Raw genomic sequence first — 17,463 nt, 5'->3', positions numbered from 1 at the left:
CGTCAGTCCAGGGCCCGCGTGAGGTCGTCGAGCAGCTCGGTCAGGAACGCATACACCGCCACCAGCGGGCGTCGCGGGTCGTCGGGCTCGAGATGTTCGAGCTCGGTGGTCGAGTCGTCGTCGGTGAGTGCGAGCCGGGTGCCGAGGACGAGGCGCAGGTCGTTCAGGGTGGTCAGCCAGTCCTGGGCGGCGGCCTCGTCGAGCACGAGCGCCCGTCCCGGGGCGGGCACGGCGGCCAGCACCCGGCGGGCGGCCTCCCGCTTGCGGGCCAGCAGATCATCGGTCCGACGGCGGCGGAAGTCACCGGAGGCCATCGGATCGTCAGGATAGGGATCCGGCAGCAGCCGGGCCAGGGCCGGATCGTCCGGCGGCGGGGGTGCGGTGTCGCGCAGCCCGACCAACGCCTCCAGCGGGTCCTCGACCGGCGGCGCCTCGAGCAGCGCGTCGATCTGGCCAACCAGTTCGGACAGCAGCGTCGCCTCGAGCTCGGGCAGCCTCAGCTCGATCCCGGCACGGGTGCGACGGAAACCGTCAGCGGCCACGTCCTCGCGTCCTTCCTCGCTGGGACACACCCCTGCGCGCGGACCCATGCCCCGCTGGGACACACGGCGGCAGGCATGCCGGTCGCGGGGCGACCGAAGCCAGCCTAGTGCAGCCGGTGGCCGACACCCCGGCACCATCCGGACCCCGACTTCGGAGAGTAGCCAAACGGCGCGGTGGTGGCGGCCGGAGCGCGCGTTCGACTACCCACCTTCGGGGGCGACAGGGTGCCCATACCCAAAAAGGGGTGGCACCATAGAACTAGAAAAACAGAGCGGCCCTCATCAAGGAGCGCTACCTTCCGAACATCACGGATGACCACACGTGACCAAAATCGGCCCACCCGCGGCCGCCGGCCGGAAGCGGCACAATATTCCACCGCACCAGTCGCATTCAGGCGGCGAGCGGGAACGACATCGGGCGCCATTCGCGAGCGCCAACCCATCTCCTGCCCCACAACAGAAGTACGCTCAGCAACCGGACCACAAAAAAGGGCCATCGGGGGCACAGTACCCGCCTGCGGAACGGCGGAGAAAACACCGCCCCGAAGACCCCTGGAAAGGCTTTTCTTTCCGCCACTGAAACCACCGGCGGAACAGCGCCAGTCGCCCACGCTGAAGGCGGCGCGCCCGCCCCGGACACCGAGCCCCCCGAGAGCGACCAGATCAGCCTGCTCGGTCAGGACGGGGCCGTCGAGACCCGCCGAACCCGCCTAGTCCTGGGCGATGGTGGCCCACAGGCCGTAGGCATGCAGCCGCTCGGCATCGGCCTCCATCTCTTCCCGGGTCCCGGTCGCGACCGAGGCTCTGCCCTTGTGATGGACGTCGAGCATGAGCTCGGTGGCCTTCGGCCTGCTGTAGCCGAAGAGCTTCTGGAACACGTAGGTCACGTAGGACATGAGGTTGATCGGGTCGTTCCAGACGATCGTGACCCAGGGCCGATCGTCGTCGACGGCCTCATCGACCTCCTCCACGTCGAGGGGCGACACCGATGCGACAGACACGGGACCATTGTTGCGCGTCCGCCGCCCGGCAACGCAGTCAGACGGACCGGCGAAGCAGCGGCGGATGCAGGGCGGTGGCCGGACCACGCCGGTAGAGCTCCGCCGGCCGACCACCACCGCGCGGCGATGTCCGCTGTCCCAGCGGCACGACGAAGCCGGGAGTGGACAGCACCTTGCGGCGGAAGTTCGGCGGGTCCAGCGACACTCCCCACGCGGCCTCGTAGACCCGCCGCAGGTCAGCGAGGGTGAACTGGACCTCGCAGAAGGCGGCGGCGAGTGGCGTGTACTCGAGTTTCGCCCGGGCGCGCTCCACGCCGTCCGCGACGATCCGTCGCTGGTCGAGGGCGAGGCCCTCGTCGTCCGGCGCGCTCAGCTCCTCGACCGGCCACCACCGCGGCAGCGGACCGGGCCGGCTCGGCGGCGGCGGCGGGCTGGGCAGCAGGGCCAGGTAGGCGACGCTGACGCCGGGTGCCCGCGCGCCCTGCCAGGGGCCCCCGTACGTCCGCAGCTGTTCCAGATGGCCGGTGGCGGTGACGCCGGTCCGTGCCACGAGCTGGCGCGCGGCACAGACGTCGAGGTCCTGATCGCCGTCGACGAAGCCACCGGGCAGCGCCCAGTCGGCCGAGGGCGGGTCGCCGTCGCGGCGGACCAGCAGCACCCACAGCCGGCCGGCGCGCAGCGTCAGCAGGACGAGGTCCACGGTCACGGCGACGACGGGCGGCACCCCTCCAGTCTGGCCATCGCGGCCCGTCCCCCGACGGCGGGGCCCGGTACCACGAGGCCCGGCACCGGCCGGTTCAGCGCCGGCCGGTTCAGCGCCGGCCGGTTCAATCCCGGCCGGTTCAATCCCGGCCGGTTCAATCCCGGCCGGTTCAATGCCGCGCCGTCTGCACCACGGGCAGGCAGGGCTGACCGAAGCGGACGTCACGGGCCGACGGCGGGAGGGCCGCGAACGCCGCGGCGTGGTGCTCGCGGGCCCGGCGGGTGCCCGCCGGCCCGGTCAGGCCGTCCTCGATGTTCCTGCCGTCGATCACGACGGGACGCAGCAGCTCACGGTCCGCGCCGGCGACCGGCGCGAGCGTGTCGTGGTCCGCGCCGGGCGCGGTGGCACCGGGCAGGATGACGTCCGCGACAGCCCGGCCGGTGGGGTCGTGGCGGCGCACGACCCGCTTGCGGCCACCGCGCGAGTTCTTGCCCACCGACCGCTTCGCCACGGGGGCGCCGTCGACCTCGACGAGCTTGTAGACGAAGCCCGCTGTGGGCGCGCCCGACCCGGTGACCAGGCTGGTGCCGACCCCGTAACCGTCGACGGGCGAGCTGGCGAGCCGTGAGATCGCGTGCTCGTCGAGGTCGCCGGTCGCGATGATCCGGGTGCCGGTGGCGCCGAGGGCGTCGAGCTGGGCGCGCCCGGCGGTGGCCTGCGCAGCCAGGTCGCCGCTGTCGATCCGGATGGCGCCGAGGCCGGGGCCGGCGGCGGCCACCGCCGCGGCGATGCCCGCGGGGACGTCATAGGTGTCCACCAGCAGGGTCGTGTCGACCCCCAGGGAGGCGACCTGGGCCGCGAAGGCGTCGGCCTCGCTGGCGTGCGCCAGGGTGAACGCGTGGGCGCTGGTGCCGACGCTGGGGACCGCGAACGTCCGCGCCGCCTCCAGGTTGGAACTAGCGGTGAAACCCGCGAGATAGGCCGCGCGGGCGGCGGCGACGGCGGCCGCCTCGTGGGTGCGCCGGGAGCCCATCTCCAGGCAGGGGCGCCCGGCCGCGGCGGCGACCATCCGCGCGGCGGCCGCGGCGATGGCGCTGTCGTGATTGAGCACGGACAGCACGAGCGTCTCGAGCAGCACGGCCTGCGCGAACGTGCCCTCGACGACGAGGACCGGCGTGCCGGCGAAGAAGGGCTCGCCCTCGGCGAACGCGTGGATGTCCCCGTGGAAGCGGTAGTCGCCGAGCCAGTCCGCCGTGACGTCGTCGACGGTGCCGGTGGCGCGCAGGGCGCTGATCTCGGCCGGGCCGAAGCGGAACTCGGCGAGGGCCGCGAGCAGCCGGCCGCTGCCGGCGAACACACCGAAGCGACGCCCGGGGGGCAGGGAGCGGGTGAAGACCTCGAAGACCACGTGTCGATCCGCCGCACCTGACCGCAGTGCGGCCCGCAGCATCGTCAACTCATAGTGATCGGTCAGAAGGGCCGTGGACACGCGGAACAGGGTAGGGACGACTCCGGCCAGATGCGCGCCAACCACGCCCCGTGGGCCCACCGGCGGGACAGGGTTCGCGAAACCGGCTGCGTGTTGGTCCGGTGGTGAGACGGCGGTCCTCCCCCATGATGGCTCACACCGCAGCCACCCAGCACCGCAGCCACCCAGCACCGCAGCCAGCCAGCACGGAGCGCCAGCCAGGATCTCACCGCCACGAACCCACCGGGAGTGCCGCCGCGTGATGACGCCCGTGATCGTGGAGTTCCACGCACCGGCGGCATTTGGCCGGGACCACAACTGCCGCGCCGGGTCGCTATGCGATCGTCTTCACCGTGGACCAGAGCAATGCGGGCGTCTTCCTCGTCGTGGTGGGTGGCGCGCTGCTCGCGCTGCTGGTGTTCGGCTCACGTGCGGGACGCGGTATCGCCCGGGATGTGTGGGGCCGACTTCGCTTCTTCCGTTGGATACTCGTCGCCATCATCATCGTGATCATCTGGGATCTTCACGATGGGCTGCCGAACCAATGAAGGAGCATCTGTGGACATCGTCTCCGGATAACCCACGGCAATGGGGATGTTGCGCAACGGAGTGGTCGATTTATGCTAGTGCGCTCGCAGATGCCCGGCTCGTTATGCTCACTTCGCGTAACACGATTGTCGGACGAGAGGACAGCGGGTGACTGGTCAAACCTGGCTCTGGACGCCGCCACGGGCCACTCCAGCCAGTGTCGGGGTCGGCCAGCTCCTCAAGGCCTACCGGCAGGCGCACGGCCTGACCCAGCAGCAGCTCGCCGATCGGCTGGGCTTCGACCAGTCCTACGTGTCGAAGGTCGAGAGCGGCCGCCGGGCCATCCACGACATCTCCACCCTGCGTCACATCGCGCGCAACCTGGCGCTGTCCCCCGAGGACGTGGGGCTCGCGCCGGGGGCGATGGCCGACCGGCGCCGCGACGCCGGCCCGCGCAGCGCCGCGATCGAGCAGGTGGCCGCCAGCCAGCGTGCCTGGCGGCTGACCCGGGACCACCTCAACCACCACCGGATCAGCCTGGCGCGCGCCACCGTGCGGCTGTATCCGGAGTCCGATCGGCTCGGCAGCGGGCTGCTCGCCAGGCCCGGCTGGGTCTGGGACCGGCCGGTCGACATCGACGACGTCAACCTGCGCTGGAGCGACCAGGTCGCCCCGCCGCTGATCAAGGGCGACGAACCGGAGACGGCCGGCAGCCGGCCGCTGCACGGCGGCGGCCGCCCGCAAGCCCGCTACCAGCGCTACACCCGCGCGATGCGCGACCTGGACCGCCCGACGCTGTTCGAGAACCGGCTGAGCTTCCGGCTGCTGGACATCGCCGGTGACGGCGGCGCGCCGGCCTCGCCCGGCAACCGGCCGACCCTGAGCTTCGGCCACACGACCTACTTCGACGCGGTCGACGTCTGCGAGAGCGTGGCGCATGAGGCCGCCGCCGCGATGGCCGGCTCCGGGCTGTCGTGGCCGGCGCTGCCGTTCCGGGCCCGCATCGGCAACCCGTTCGACTTCGCCCGCCGCGTCGCACTGCCGTCCGTCAACACCTTGACGATCCGGCATGACCGGGGCGGCCAGGCGAGCTTCTTCCTGCACCGGCGCAGCGCCGGATCGGTCGCCACCGCGGGCGGGGTCTACCACGTCATCCCGGCCGGAGTGTTCCAGCCGTCCGGGATCACCGCGACCCACCACGAGGCCGACTTCGACCTGTGGCGCAACATCATGCGGGAGCTCAGCGAGGAACTGCTCGGCAATCCCGAGCACGACGGCAGCTCGTCCAGCGCGATCGACTACGCGACCGACGAGCCGTTCCGCTCGTTTGAGGAAGCGCGTCGCGCCGGCACCGTGCGCGTGTCGTACTTCGGCATCGGCCTCGACGCGTTGACCTTGTTCGGCGAGATACTCACAGTTGTGGTCATCGACGCCGACGCCTTCGACAAGTTGTTCGGCGGCATGGTGCAGAGCAACACGGAGGGCTCGGTCGTCACCGCTGGGCCGAACCGGGCGGTGACGGAAGGCATCCCGTTCACCCACACCGCTCTGCGCCGCCTTGTCGACACCGAACCCATCGCGCCGTCGGCGGCGGCCTGCCTGGAGCTCGCGTGGCGCCACCGGGAGACTCTGCTGCCCGGCCCGCGTCTGCGGACGGCGCACTGATCCGGGATATGCGCGTCCTCGTCACCGGTGCGTCCGGCTTCATCGGCAGCGTGGTCACGGACGCGCTCGTCCGCGCCGGCCACACGGTGACGGCGATGGTCCGCGATCGCTCGTCGGCGCCGGCGTTCCCCCCGGGGGTCGAGGTGGTGGCCGCGGACCTGCTCGAACCCGCGCAGCTCACCGCCGCCGGGGTGGCCCGCGGCTTCGACGGAGTGTGCCACCTCGCGGCGCTGACCCGGGTCCGGGAGTCCCGCATGGCGCCGCTGCGCTACTTCCAGGCGAACCTCAGCGGCACCGCCAACCTGTTGACGGCGCTGGAGGTCGGCACCGAGCGGACCGGGGTCGCCCCGGCGTTCGTGTTCGGCTCCAGCTGCGCGGTCTACGGCGACGTCGACCTCACCGGCGTACCGGAGAGCCGCCGCCCGGACCCGTCCAACCCGTACGGGGCGTCGAAGCTCGCCGCCGAGCGACTGCTCGGCCACCAGGCCGGCACCGGCCTGCTCGGAGTGATCATCCTGCGATCGTTCAACGTGGCGGGCGCGGTCGAGGGCCACTTCGACCACGACGACAGCCGGATCATCCCCGCGGCGATCGCGGTGGCGAGCGGGCGTCGCGACGTGTTCCGGATCAACGGGGACGGCCAGGCGCTGCGGGAGTACGTCCACGTCGGGGACATGGCGGCGGCCTACCTGCGGGCACTGGAGGGCGCCACGACGGGGGGCTGCGGGGTCTACAACGTGGGCAGCGGCGTCGGAGTGAGCGTCATCGACGTCCTCGCCGCCGTCGGCCGGGTCAGCGGGCGCCCGGTGCGCCGCGAGCACTGCCCGCCGGTGGCGGAGCCGAGGGCGCTCATCGGCGACAGCCGGCGCATCCGCGCGGAACTCGGCTGGGGCTCGCCGCAGTCGAGCATCGACCGGATCGTTGCCGACGCCTGGCACCACGGCCGCGCCGCCGGCGGGACCGGTGTGCCACCCCGGCAGCGCAATGTCCCGATCATCAACTAGGTCCCCGTCATCAACTAGGTCCCCGTCATCGACTAGGTCCCCGTCATCGACTAGGTCCCCGTCATCGACTAGGTCCCCGTCATCACCTAGGTTCCGGCCAGACCTGGGTGCGGCGATACCCGCATCCGGGTCTACCGCAGATCGTGGCCACCCCGTAGCCTGTAGCGAAGTGTCATCCGACCCCTGAAGAGCTAGCTGAAGGGCTGACCGTGATGGCGGTGGACCGACCCGTGGGCCTGCGGCCCTGCCACGTCTACGACTACGACGGCGACTACCTGGGCTCGTTCAACACCTGGTCGGCCGCGCACGAATGGGCCCATCTGCAGGCGGCGATGGGCGGCGTGCAGGGTCCGCTGGAGCTCGAGGACGAGCGGGTCGGGCAGCGCCGCCGGATCTGGGTGGACCGCTGTGCCGAGAACCTGGAGAGCGCCACTCTCTGTGACGTCCTCGACGGGCCGACGTTCATTCCCACGCAGCCGCGCCCGGCGGACTGACCCCATCCGGCCGGATCGTTCAGGACCTCCTCCCCCGTCACCAGCGGTCCGTCCGGCCCCTCGCAGGACAACAGACCGGCCTGCCCCCACCCGCCGGCACCGGCGACCACCAGCCAGAACGCCGAATTCGGAGCCGGCCTGGGTCGACATCCGCGCCCTTTCGCTCCATGCTGTCCGCGAGCGGACATACCACTCGGTGTTCCCTCAGGTCGCCTATCCTCAGAAACCGGATGCGACGAAGCCTCCCGTGCCGCCGGAGCTCGCCGAGAACATCCTTGGGCTACCCGACAGCACACCTGTGCAGCTCCGCGCACTAATCTGACGCTGTCGTGCCGCGGACTCATGTCCCGGACGGGCACCACGTGGGGCGGTGCCCGCGCGACCTATAACGAGACGCTCCTGGGGGAGACGAAAGTGGACGAGCAGACCGCTGGGACCGGTAACCCGCGGCCCACCTCGCGCCTGGTGGTCGACGTGGTGCGCGCGCTCCGTGGATGGGTGGTGGCGGCGGCCGGCGGCGTCCTGCTTCTCGGCTGCTACCTCGGCGTCTCGAAAGAGACGGATGTAGCACTTCAGCTACCTTACGTGGTATCCGGCGGCTTCGGCGGACTCGCGCTCGTTCTGATCGGCAGCGCGCTGCTGGTCGCTGACCGCGTCGACGCCGCCCAGGCCGCGCAGGCCCGCACCACGGGACAGATCGACGACCTGCACTCGCTGATCATCGCGGCGGCCACCGCCGGCATCGAGTCCGAAGGCCGCACCACGCCGGCGCAGACGCAGGGCTCCTACCAGGGCCAGCAGCCGCCCGCGCAGGCACCGAACCCGTACGTCGGCACGCCCGGCCATCGGGGGTGACCAGCGTCGACCTGGCGCTGGCCGGGATCTCCCTCGGCGCGATCGCCGCGCTGTCCGGCATCGGCCTGCTCGTCACCTACCGCACCAACGGCGTCCTGAACCTCGCCCAGGGCGGCATCGCCACCCTGATCGCGTACGCGTTCCGCGAGATGGTCGTCGAGTGGAACCTGCCGAAGTGGCTGGCCGCCATCATCGCGCTCGCCGTGCTCTCCCCCGGCGTCGGGCTGCTGCTGGAACGGTTCGTGTTCCGGCCGCTGGCCCGCCGACGGGCCTCCGCGGCCGAGTCCCTCGTCGCCAGCCTCGGCGTGCTGGTGCTGATCCTCGGGATCGTCGCCGGCATCTGGGGGCTGGGCTCCCGCAGTGACGCGCCGAGCATCTTCCCGAACTCGTCGGTGCGGCTGTTCGGTGAGACGCGTATCGGCGTCGACGCCCTCGCCGAGCTACTCATGGTCGTGGTGTTCACGATCGTCATCGGGCTCATCGCCGCGCGCACCGCGTTCGGCCGCCAGATCCGGGCCGTCGTCGACGACCGGCAGCTCGCCGAGCTCTCCGGTGTTCCCGCGGACCGGGTCGCGGCCGCCGGCTGGGCCGCCGGCACGACCATGGCGGGCCTGACCGGCGTCCTGCTCGCCCCCCGGTTCCAGCTCACCCCGTATGGGCTGACCCTGCTGGTCCTGGAGACCTTCGCGGTGGTCGTGGCCGCCCGGCTGGCGAGCATGCCGGTCGCCGTGCTCACCGCGCTGGGCATCGCCATCCTGCAAAGCGAGCTCAAGCAGTTCACCCTGGACGGCAACGCCGGGCAGATCCTCACGGTGCTGCAGTCGAACCTGTTCATCGTCGCGCTGCTGGTCCTGCTGCTCGCCGTGCCGAAGCTGCGCGAGCTGGGCAGCGGCGACTCCGGCGCGACGGCGAGCTTCTCCAGCCGCGGCGCCCCGCCCTCGGGCCGGGTCTCCGGCGCCCGCTTCCGCCAGGACTACCTCGGCAAACTCGGCGGTTTCGCGCTGCTCCTCGCGCCGCTCACCTTCGCCCCGTCCGACCTGCGCTCGGCGTTCATGGTGCCGGCCCTGGGCCTGATCTTCCTGTCGATGGTGATCGTCACCGGCTACAGCGGGCAGCTTTCGCTCGGCGTCGCCGGCTTCGCCGGCCTCGGCGCGCTGCTCTCGCTGAAGCTGGCCAACGGCAACCTGTTCGGCCTGCCGGCCATCCCCGGCATCTGGTCGATGTTCCTCGGCGCCCTGCTCGTCGCCCCGGTCGGCCTGATCACCGGCTATCCGGCGATCCGGCGACGCGGGCTGACCCTGGCGCTCACCACCTTCGCGGTCGGCGCGGTCGTCAGCCGGTTCGTCTTCGAGCAGCCCACCTTCGCCAACGGCCTCTACCTGGACCCGCTGACGCTGTTCGGCTGGGAGCTCTCCGAGAAGGCCTACTACGTCTTTGAGCTGGTCTGCCTCGGCATCGGCCTGCTCGTCGTCCGTAACCTGCACCACGGCCGCCTCGGCCGGGCGCTGCTGGCGGTGCGCGACGACTCCAGCGGCGCGGCGGCGGTCGGCGTCGACGTGCGCAACCTCAAGCTGCTCGCCTTCACCGTCTCGGCCGGCGTCGCCGGGCTCGGTGGCGCGCTGCTGGTGCACTCCAGCTACTCGTTCTCCGCCGATGACTTCGCCCCGTTGCAGAGCCTGCTGTGGTTCACCGCGGTCGTCGTCTTCGGCGCCGACAGCGCGGCCGGCGCGATCATGGCCGCCGCGTTCATCGTCACGATCGACGTCCTCGCGCCAGCGGGATCCTCGACGCTGGCCATCGGCATCCTCGCGCTCGCCCTCGGCTGGATGCCCGGCGGCCTCGCCTCCGCCGTGCGCGGCATGCTGCGGCTGTTCGCGCAGCACCTCGCCGACAGTTTTGTCGACCCGAACCAGCGCGCTCCCCGCCCGGTGCCGGTGCGCATCTCCGCCGTCGGGCACCTGCCGGCGACCACCGGCATCACCGGCGCCTCCGGCATCCCCGGCGTCGGCGCCACCCTCGGCGCGGCCCGCGCCGGCCACTACAGTCAGTGGCCGCTGGGCGCCCAACGGACGGCGGCCGACCCGCGGCTGACCCCGTTCGGAGCCGAACTGGTGACCATGGTGCAGCAGTACGCCGCCCACCGCCAGCATGCCGTGGTCGGGCAGAGGGCGGCCCCCAGCCAGGTGAGCCAGGAGGAGACGCGATGAGCCGGGGCGTGCTGCAGGCTGTCGGCCTGGTCCGCCGCTACGGCGGGCTGACCGCCGTCGACCACGTCGACCTCGTCGCCCCACCCGGCATGATCACCGGCCTGATCGGGCCGAACGGCGCCGGTAAGTCGACGCTGTTCAGCCTGCTGACCGGGGTCGAACAGCCCGACGAGGGCCAGGTCATGCTCGGCACCACCGACATCACCCAGATGCGCCCGGACATCCGCTCCCGACGCGGCCTGGTCCAGACCTTCCAGGTGCCCTCGCTGTTCCCCACTCTGACCGTCGCGGACAACCTCCTCGTCGGCGCGGAGAACCGGCGCCGGGACTACGCTGGCGGCCTGCTCGGCCTGTCCGCGCAGGGCCGGAGCCGGATCAGTCGAACGGCCGAGCGGGCACTCGAACGCCTCGGGCTGGCCCCGAAGGGCCCGGTGACCCAGATCGTCGAGGACGTCCTGAACTCCCTGGGCCTCTCCGACGTCCGCGACACCATCGCCGGCACTCTCCCGACCGGCGCGCTGCGGCTGGTCGAGTTCGCCCGGGCCCTGTGCGCGCAGCCGGACATCCTGCTGCTCGACGAGCCCGCCAGTGGCCTCGACGCCGCCGAGACCGCCAAGCTGTCGGAGCTGCTGCGCAGCACCGCCGCCGACGGCGTCGGCATCCTCATCGTCGACCATGACGTCGACCTGGTGTTCTCCGTCGTCGACCAGGTCTACGCGATGGTCGGCGGCCGGGTCGTCGCCGCCGGCGACCCGGAGACGGTCCGCAACGACCCGACCGTGCGGTCGGTGTACCTGGCGCAGGCGCCGCTCGCCGCCGCCGGCCAGTCCGGGGAGACCAGATGACCACCGCGACCGTCGAACTCCAGCTCAGCGGCGCCCGCGCCGGCTACGGCACCGTCGAGGTCCTGCACGGCCTAGACCTGGCCATCCCCGCCGGGAAGGTCACCGCGCTGCTCGGCACGAACGGTGCGGGCAAGTCCACCACGCTGCGGGTGCTCGCCGGCCTCATCCCGCTGCGCTCGGGTTCCCTCACCTGGCGCGGCGAGGACATCACCCGGCTGACCACCGTCGACCGCGCTCGGCGCGGCCTGATGCTCGTCCCCGACGAGCGCGCGGTGTTCGCCACCCTGTCGGTCCGTGACAACCTGCAGATCATCGCCGAGGCGAGCGGGCATCCCGACATTAGCCCCGCGCTGGAGTCGTTCCCCCGGCTACGGGAGCGCCTGAGCCAGCGGGCCGGATCGATGTCCGGCGGTGAGCGGCGGATGCTGGCGCTGGCCCGGGCGCTGCTCGCCCGGCCCTCGGTGCTGATGGTCGACGAGCTGTCCCTCGGGTTGTCCCCGAAGGTCGCCGGCGACCTGTTCACCTGGCTCGCGACCGTCGCCGCCTCCGGCACCACGGTGCTGCTCGCCGACCAGTACACCGAGCAGGCCTTGGCCATGGCCGACCAGGTCTACGTCCTGCACCGCGGCGAGCGCTCCTTCGCCGGCACCCCCGCGCAGTTCGCCACCGCCTGAGCCCGCGTCGGCCCCGGCCGGGGCCGATCAAGGCGTTCCGCAGCCCACACGAGAAGGCCCCGGCCAGGACCAGCGCCGAAGGCGCGGTCCTGGCCGGGGCCGAGTGCGGTCCGGCTCGTCGTCAGCCGGCCGGGTAGCCCACGTTCGGGACGGTGTAGCAGGTCGTGTTCATGTCCTTGACCTGCGTGACCCAGCCGCCCTTGCCGCCGGCCGCGGCGTCCTGCCAGCGGGCGACATTGAGGCAGTTGCGGTCCTCCGCCGGCGGCTGCGGAAGCGCCTTGAAGGTGCGTCCGGAGGAGACGAGCAGGCCGTGGCCGTCGTACTCCTTGCCGCTGTTCATGTACGCCTCGACGCACTTGCGGGTGACGTCGGCGCCGCAGGAGCGGATGGCGTCGGTCAGCCACTGGGCTGACGCGTAGCCCTCCAGCATCCAGAGGTTCTCCTTGGCGACGCGGTCCGGTGCCGCCGCCTCGAGCGCCTTCTGGAACTCCGCCACCGCGGGGATCTGCGTGTCCGCGTAGTTCGCCGTGCCGCTGGTCGAGTAGATCTCGTTGCGGCAGGTCGGCGACGCGCTGTACACCTGGCCGATGTTGTTCGCCCAGCCCTGCGGCGGGGTGACCTTGGCCTGCAGCGGCATCTTCTGGCTCTCGATGGAGTTGCACAGCTGCGCGTTGCCGCCGTCGTCCATGGCGTCGAAGACGATCTGCACGCCCCGGCGCTTCAGGTCGAGAACCGCGGAGTCCCAGTTCGGGGCACCAAGGTTGATCTCTTCCTGGACGACGCTGAAGCCCTCCCGCTGGAGGCCGTCCACGATCGACTTCGCGTACCGCTGCGACGGGGCGACGTTGTAGTACACGACGCCGGCGACGTTGGAGTGCAGGGTCTCCTTGAACCAGCGGTACGTCTCCGTGCCCGCGTACAGCGTGCCGTTGAAGCCCGGCCTGTCACCGGTCCGCGGGTAGTAGCTTCCGTAGATCGAGTACAGGTGGGGGTACTGGTCGTACTGGGTCGACACCGGCTGGCCGCCGATGTCCGGCACACCCTTGGAGTTGATGTACTGGGCGCCGGCGTAGTCGAACGCGGTGACCCCGGCGAGCGCGAAGACCTTCTCGTCGTCGACGAGCTTGTGCGCGCACTTCACGTTGTCGTTGCCGGTGCCCTTGTCGTCACATTCGGCGAGGTTCACCGTGCGGCCATTGACGCCGCCCGCCGCGTTGAGCGCCTTGAAGTACGCCCGCGCGCCGTACAGCGACGCGGAGAACGTATCGGGCCCGAATCCGCTGCTCAGGCCGGCGATGGAGCCGATCTTGATCTCGGTTGGTGTCACCCCGACGTCGGAGGCGGTGTTGTTCGACCCACCTGACGCCGACTGGCTGGCGCCCGTTGTCGTCCCGGAGCTCCCGGCCCGGCTGCCGCAGGCGACGAGCACCAGCGATGACAGGACGGCGACGGCGACGAGCGACTTCGCTCGCATGGACATGCTCTCCCCTGGTGTGTCGGTGGCGCCCGACCGATCCGGCTGGACAGACGTACCTGGGCGCGGACAGCGCTCACGATGGCCACGATGCCACCGGAAGCTACGCACAGTCACCCTGCGTTGCGTACGAACATGCGGCGCCACCAGCTTCGACGCACCGGCGGCGTGCTGCCGCGTTCCACCGGTGTCTCCTGCGCGGGCGGGATGGTCCCTCCGTCCGCTCCGTCCTCGCCCTCGGCCGCTTCCCCACCGCCAGCCGATCCGACTTCACTGTCGGTGACCGAGGCCACGGCCCGGGAAGGAAGCGACGCGGGCTGGCCCGCCTGCCGCGCGCCTACACCGACCGCCGCGGGAACCGCCTCCGTCCCGGAAGGCTCGGCTACCGTACCGCCAGCGGGTTGAACGGGCACCGCCGCATCACCGGCCGGGGCCACCGACGGGACCGCGGTCACCGGCGCCATGGTGGTGCCTAGCATCGCCATCGCCTCGTCGAGCGCGGCCAGCGCCTGGCCGAGCGCGGCCACCGGGTCCTCCTCTCCCGCCGTGGCCTCGGTCGACGGCTCCGGCCCGGCCGCGGCCGCCACCTCGCTCGTCACCTCGACCACCGGCGCCGGCTCGGCCACCGACGCCGGCATGACCTCGATCACCGCCGCCGCCGCGACGGCCCCATCCGGCACTGTCGCCGTCTCCCGCTCGACCTCGATCAGAGGTTCCGGCTCAAGCTCGACGACCGGCTCAAGCTCGACGACGGATGCCGGCTCAAGCTCGACGACCGGCTCAGGCTCGACAACGGATGCCGGCGCTTGCGACGGTGTGTCGATCAGGGGTATGGCGTCAGGAGGCGACTCGGCCGTCGGGGGTGCGGGAATCGTTTCAGCGGCTCGCGCCAGCCGGTTGGTAATCAGACCGCCCGGGCCCGGCGTGCGGCGCAACTGTCCTGTTTGCGCGAGTCGCCGACAAGCCTGGTTCACCGAACCCCGGCTCGCTCCGATAGCGGCGGCCAGTCGGCCGTCGTCCAAACCGTCAGGCACCTTGGCCAGCTGGTCGAGTATCCGGTCAGCAACAGTAGCCACAAAACCGGACGCTATACGTCATCTGGGAAACGACCGCAAGCGGGGTCGGTCCGCATCGTCTTCGTGTCCAGATCGCTGCCGTTGGCAGCGACCCGGCGGTCCCGCCACGACGCCACACAGCCATTACCTACCCGGACTCTTCAAACACAGAGAGCTATATTTCCCCGAGAGTCGCCGCGTGGTCGAGGCCCGGACCCACCGGCCGTACTGCCGACGGCGGCTGCCGTCCGGCCTGGCGCGCACGGGATGGGGTTCCTGCATGTCCAACCGGCCACGACGGTCGACGCTCGCCTCGGCCTTCGATCCGCGGCGCAACAGCTTCGGGTTTCTGCGCATCACGATGGCCCTCGCCGTGTTCGCCCAGCATGGCCTGATCGCCGGTGGCTTCGTCGGGGCGCCGGGGCCCTCCTCCCGGTTCGACCTGGCCGCGATCGCGGTGGACTGCTTCTTCGCCATCAGCGGGTTCCTCGTCACCCGCAGCCGGCTGAACATCCGCTGGACCGCCCGCTTCCTGTGGCACCGCTTCCTGCGGATCCTGCCCGGCTTCTGGCTGTGCCTGGTGGTCGTGGCGATGGTGATCGCCCCGCTCGGCTGGCTGCACCAGCACGGGACGCTGCGCGGCTACTTCGGCGCCGCCCCGCACGGCCCGTTCGCCTATGTGCTCACCAACAGCACGCTGCTGATGCACTTCTACGACATCGCCGGCACCCCGCGGGGAGTGCCGATCACCGCGCTGCCGAACGGTCCGGTGGCCTGGGACGGGTCGCTGTGGAGCCTGATCTGGGAGGCGCTGTGCTATCTCGGGCTCGCGGCGCTCGGCGCGGGCGGGCGGCTGCGCCGGCGGGCCCGGCTGATCCCGATGCTCACCGGCCTGCTGGCCGGCCTGTGGGTGCTCCGCTGGCTCGTCCCCGGCGCGCTGCCGACACTGCTGGACAGCGACCTGGCCGGCGCCGCCGTGCGACTGGGTTCGATGTTCCTGGCCGGGGCCCTGCTGTGCGTGTACGCCGACCGGGTGCCCTACAACCGGCGGCTCGGGCCGGTCGCGATCGTCACCGCGACGGCGGCGCTCCTGCTGCTGCCCGACGCGCACGCGCCGGCAAGCCTGCCGATCGCCTACTCCTGCGTGTGGCTCGCGATCCGCCTGCCGCTGCACCGGATCGGTGCCCGCAACGACCTCTCCTACGGCACCTACATCTACTCCGCGCCGGTCCAGCAGCTCATGGCCGTGTACGGGCTGCACCGGGCCGGGGTCGTCCCCTACTTCGCCGTGTCGCTCGCGGGCACCGTGGCGCTGGCGGCGCTGAGCTGGCGGTTGCTCGAACAGCCCGCGCTACGGCGCAAGAACCAGGCTGTTCCCGGGCTGGCCCGACTCCGGTTCGCGCCGCAGCGGGCCGGGCGGCGGCGGGCGGCGGCGGGCGAAAGCCGGCGGGCCGCCCCGGTCGCCGATCGTGGTCGGCGCCGGGGCCGTCCTGGTGCTGCTGCTCGGGTTCCTCGTGCTGCACACGATGTCGGGCAACAAGGTCGAGGTACCGCTCCTGACCAACCTCAGCAAGTCGGACGCGGAGACGAAGCTTCGCCAGGCGGGGCTGAAGTCCACCTACCTCGACCCGGTGGCGAGCCCCACCGTGGCCACCAATCGCATCGTCCAGCAGGACCCGCGCGACGGCGCGAAGGTCGGCAAGGGCGCGGTGGTGACGCTGCGGCTCAGTTCCGGGCCGGCGACGATCCCGGTGCCGGACCTGGCGAACCTCACCCCGGAGCAGGCGAACGCCCGGCTCACCGAGGTGGGTCTCACCCCCGGCGGCCAGGTCAACGCGGCCAGTGACACCATCGGCGACGGCCACGTGATCTCCACCGACCCGGCCCTGAACACCCAGGCGAAGCCGAAGGACGCGATCAGACTGATCGTCTCCTCCGGTCCGGACACCCCCCTGATGCCCTCGGACATCATCGGCAGGACCTACGACGCGGCCAAGGCCCAGCTCGAGGCCGCCGGAATCGCCGGCCTCACCGTGCAGCGTGCCGTGACCACCACCAGCGACGCGACCCCCGGCACCGTCGTCGGCGTCTCGCCCGAGGTCGGCCAGCCGGTCCCGCCGAACAGCACGGTCACCCTGACGGTGGCCACCACGCCCACCGGAGACGACAGCTCCGGCGGTGGCGACGGCGACGGCAGCGGCGTGCAGGTCACCGTGCCCAGCGTGGTCGGCAAGTCCTACCGCGACGCGGAGACCTCGCTGCGCCGAGCCGGACTGAAGATCGACCGGGCCTCCATTCTGGGCAGCCCGAAGGACAAGGTCGTGGCGCAGTCCGCCCGGGCCGGGTCCAAGATCGAGAAGGGTAGTACAGTACGCGTCAACACCGTGTGGCAGTTCGGTAACTGAGCGGCTATCGGCCACTGGTCAGGACGGCGCGGGGGCGGCCGAGCTCTCACCGCGCGACCGGATCCGGGGAGCGGACGTGAGGACAACGCGCGGTCGTGACCGGGATGGTGACCGGGGTGGTGACACTCGGCCGCGGCGAGCCGGCCGCGAGCGCGCCGCCGCGCGCTGGTGGCGCCCGCGCCAGGCCCGCGCCGAACACCTCCAGACACTGCTCGACGGTTCCCGCGAACCAACCGGCGCCGCCGATGACCACCTGCTGGCTCTCGCCGCGGCCCTGCGCGAACTCCCCCTGCAACGGATGGACCCGAGCCGCAAGGCGGCCATCCGCGCACAGGTCCTCGCCTCTCTCGCCGAACCCGCCTCTCTCGCCGAACCCGCCTCTCTCGCCGAACCCGCCGCCCCGCTGACGATCACCACCCCTGCCGTTCCCGCCGTCGCGGACGCTGGCGCCGAGGGCGCCGTCCTTGCCGGTGCGATGGTCCGCACCGGTGCCGCCGGGGCCGGTGCGGGCCAGGGTGCACCCGCGGCCGGCCGGGCCTGGTC

Annotated in this window: 15 protein-coding genes and 3 pseudogenes; 12 read left to right on the top strand and 6 right to left on the bottom strand. The window is 71.8% G+C overall.

The features are described from left to right. Positions 1–2: 2 nt before the first annotated feature. The 4 genes from MXD58_RS02270 to MXD58_RS02255 form a co-directional block, all read right to left on the bottom strand. Positions 3–590 (bottom strand): DUF2017 domain-containing protein, encoded by a 588-nt coding sequence (locus MXD58_RS02270; protein WP_248839127.1) that lies wholly within the window; start codon positions 588–590, stop codon positions 3–5. 662 nt (positions 591–1,252) lie between these two features. Continuing rightward, positions 1,253–1,543 carry an ATP-dependent Clp protease adapter ClpS gene (gene clpS / locus MXD58_RS02265; protein ID WP_248839126.1) on the bottom strand — a complete coding sequence of 97 codons (291 nt, stop codon included), beginning with the start codon at positions 1,541–1,543 and terminating at the stop codon, positions 1,253–1,255. A 37-nt stretch (positions 1,544–1,580) separates the two neighbouring features. Beyond that, positions 1,581–2,267: an NUDIX hydrolase gene (locus MXD58_RS02260; RefSeq protein WP_248839125.1), complete on the bottom strand. Its 687-nt coding sequence runs from the start codon at positions 2,265–2,267 to the stop codon at positions 1,581–1,583. A 148-nt stretch (positions 2,268–2,415) separates the two neighbouring features. After that, positions 2,416–3,735 (bottom strand): nicotinate phosphoribosyltransferase, encoded by a 1,320-nt coding sequence (locus MXD58_RS02255; protein ID WP_248839124.1) that lies wholly within the window; start codon positions 3,733–3,735, stop codon positions 2,416–2,418. Positions 3,736–4,067: 332 nt separating this feature from the next. Between MXD58_RS02255 and MXD58_RS02250 the strand changes: the two genes are divergently transcribed. The 8 genes from MXD58_RS02250 (at position 4,068) to MXD58_RS02215 (ending at position 11,986) form a co-directional block, all read left to right on the top strand. After that, on the top strand, positions 4,068–4,262 hold the full coding sequence (locus MXD58_RS02250; RefSeq protein ID WP_248839123.1) for a hypothetical protein: 195 nt from the start codon (positions 4,068–4,070) through the stop codon (positions 4,260–4,262). 148 nt (positions 4,263–4,410) lie between these two features. Beyond that, positions 4,411–5,907, top strand: a complete 1,497-nt coding sequence (gene relB, locus MXD58_RS02245) for a type II toxin-antitoxin system RelB family anti-toxin (protein ID WP_248839122.1) — start codon at positions 4,411–4,413, stop codon at positions 5,905–5,907. 8 nt (positions 5,908–5,915) lie between these two features. Further along, positions 5,916–6,911, top strand: a complete 996-nt coding sequence (locus MXD58_RS02240; RefSeq protein WP_248839121.1) for an NAD-dependent epimerase/dehydratase family protein — start codon at positions 5,916–5,918, stop codon at positions 6,909–6,911. A gap of 212 nt (positions 6,912–7,123) precedes the next feature. After that, positions 7,124–7,405, top strand: a complete 282-nt coding sequence (locus MXD58_RS02235; RefSeq protein ID WP_248839120.1) for a hypothetical protein — start codon at positions 7,124–7,126, stop codon at positions 7,403–7,405. A gap of 414 nt (positions 7,406–7,819) precedes the next feature. Then, positions 7,820–8,260, top strand: coding sequence for a transporter (locus tag MXD58_RS02230; RefSeq protein ID WP_248839119.1), 441 nt, complete (start codon positions 7,820–7,822; stop codon positions 8,258–8,260). Further along, positions 8,257–10,467, top strand: coding sequence for an ABC transporter permease (locus MXD58_RS02225; RefSeq protein WP_248839118.1), 2,211 nt, complete (start codon positions 8,257–8,259; stop codon positions 10,465–10,467). The genes MXD58_RS02230 and MXD58_RS02225 overlap by 4 nt, the downstream gene beginning before the upstream one ends. Next, positions 10,464–11,312, top strand: coding sequence for an ABC transporter ATP-binding protein (locus MXD58_RS02220; protein ID WP_248839117.1), 849 nt, complete (start codon positions 10,464–10,466; stop codon positions 11,310–11,312). Before MXD58_RS02225 ends, MXD58_RS02220 begins: the two co-directional genes overlap by 4 nt. After that, complete coding sequence (locus MXD58_RS02215) at positions 11,309–11,986, top strand: ABC transporter ATP-binding protein (RefSeq protein WP_248839116.1); 678 nt, start codon at positions 11,309–11,311, stop codon at positions 11,984–11,986. The genes MXD58_RS02220 and MXD58_RS02215 overlap by 4 nt, the downstream gene beginning before the upstream one ends. A 121-nt stretch (positions 11,987–12,107) precedes the next feature. Here MXD58_RS02215 and MXD58_RS02210 read toward each other — a convergent pair whose 3' ends face one another. Both MXD58_RS02210 and MXD58_RS02205 read right to left on the bottom strand, forming a co-directional pair. Then, positions 12,108–13,460, bottom strand: a complete 1,353-nt coding sequence (locus MXD58_RS02210) for an ABC transporter substrate-binding protein (RefSeq protein ID WP_248839115.1) — start codon at positions 13,458–13,460, stop codon at positions 12,108–12,110. Between the two features lie 113 nt (positions 13,461–13,573). Further along, positions 13,574–14,140: a hypothetical protein gene (locus MXD58_RS02205; protein WP_248839114.1), complete on the bottom strand. Its 567-nt coding sequence runs from the start codon at positions 14,138–14,140 to the stop codon at positions 13,574–13,576. Here MXD58_RS02205 and MXD58_RS30540 point away from each other — a divergent pair. The 4 genes and pseudogenes from MXD58_RS30540 to MXD58_RS02185 all read left to right on the top strand — a co-directional run. After that, positions 14,097–15,785: pseudogene (locus tag MXD58_RS30540) on the top strand (acyltransferase family protein); the annotation flags it as partial. The gene MXD58_RS02205 and the pseudogene MXD58_RS30540 sit on opposite strands and share 44 nt — an antisense overlap. 256 nt (positions 15,786–16,041) lie before the next feature. Next, a pseudogene (locus MXD58_RS02195) lies at positions 16,042–16,185 on the top strand (PASTA domain-containing protein); the annotation flags it as partial. 81 nt (positions 16,186–16,266) lie between these two features. Beyond that, positions 16,267–16,920 carry a PASTA domain-containing protein gene (locus tag MXD58_RS02190; protein ID WP_250608998.1) on the top strand — a complete coding sequence of 218 codons (654 nt, stop codon included), beginning with the start codon at positions 16,267–16,269 and terminating at the stop codon, positions 16,918–16,920. Between the two features lie 76 nt (positions 16,921–16,996). Continuing rightward, a pseudogene (locus tag MXD58_RS02185) lies at positions 16,997–17,463 on the top strand (hypothetical protein); the annotation flags it as partial.

This window comes from Frankia sp. AgKG'84/4 (genome assembly GCF_023242965.2).
GTDB lineage: Bacteria > Actinomycetota > Actinomycetes > Frankiales > Frankiaceae > Frankia.
Note: the sequence above shows the minus strand (reverse complement) of the source record. Positions and strands in the feature narration are given on the sequence as shown.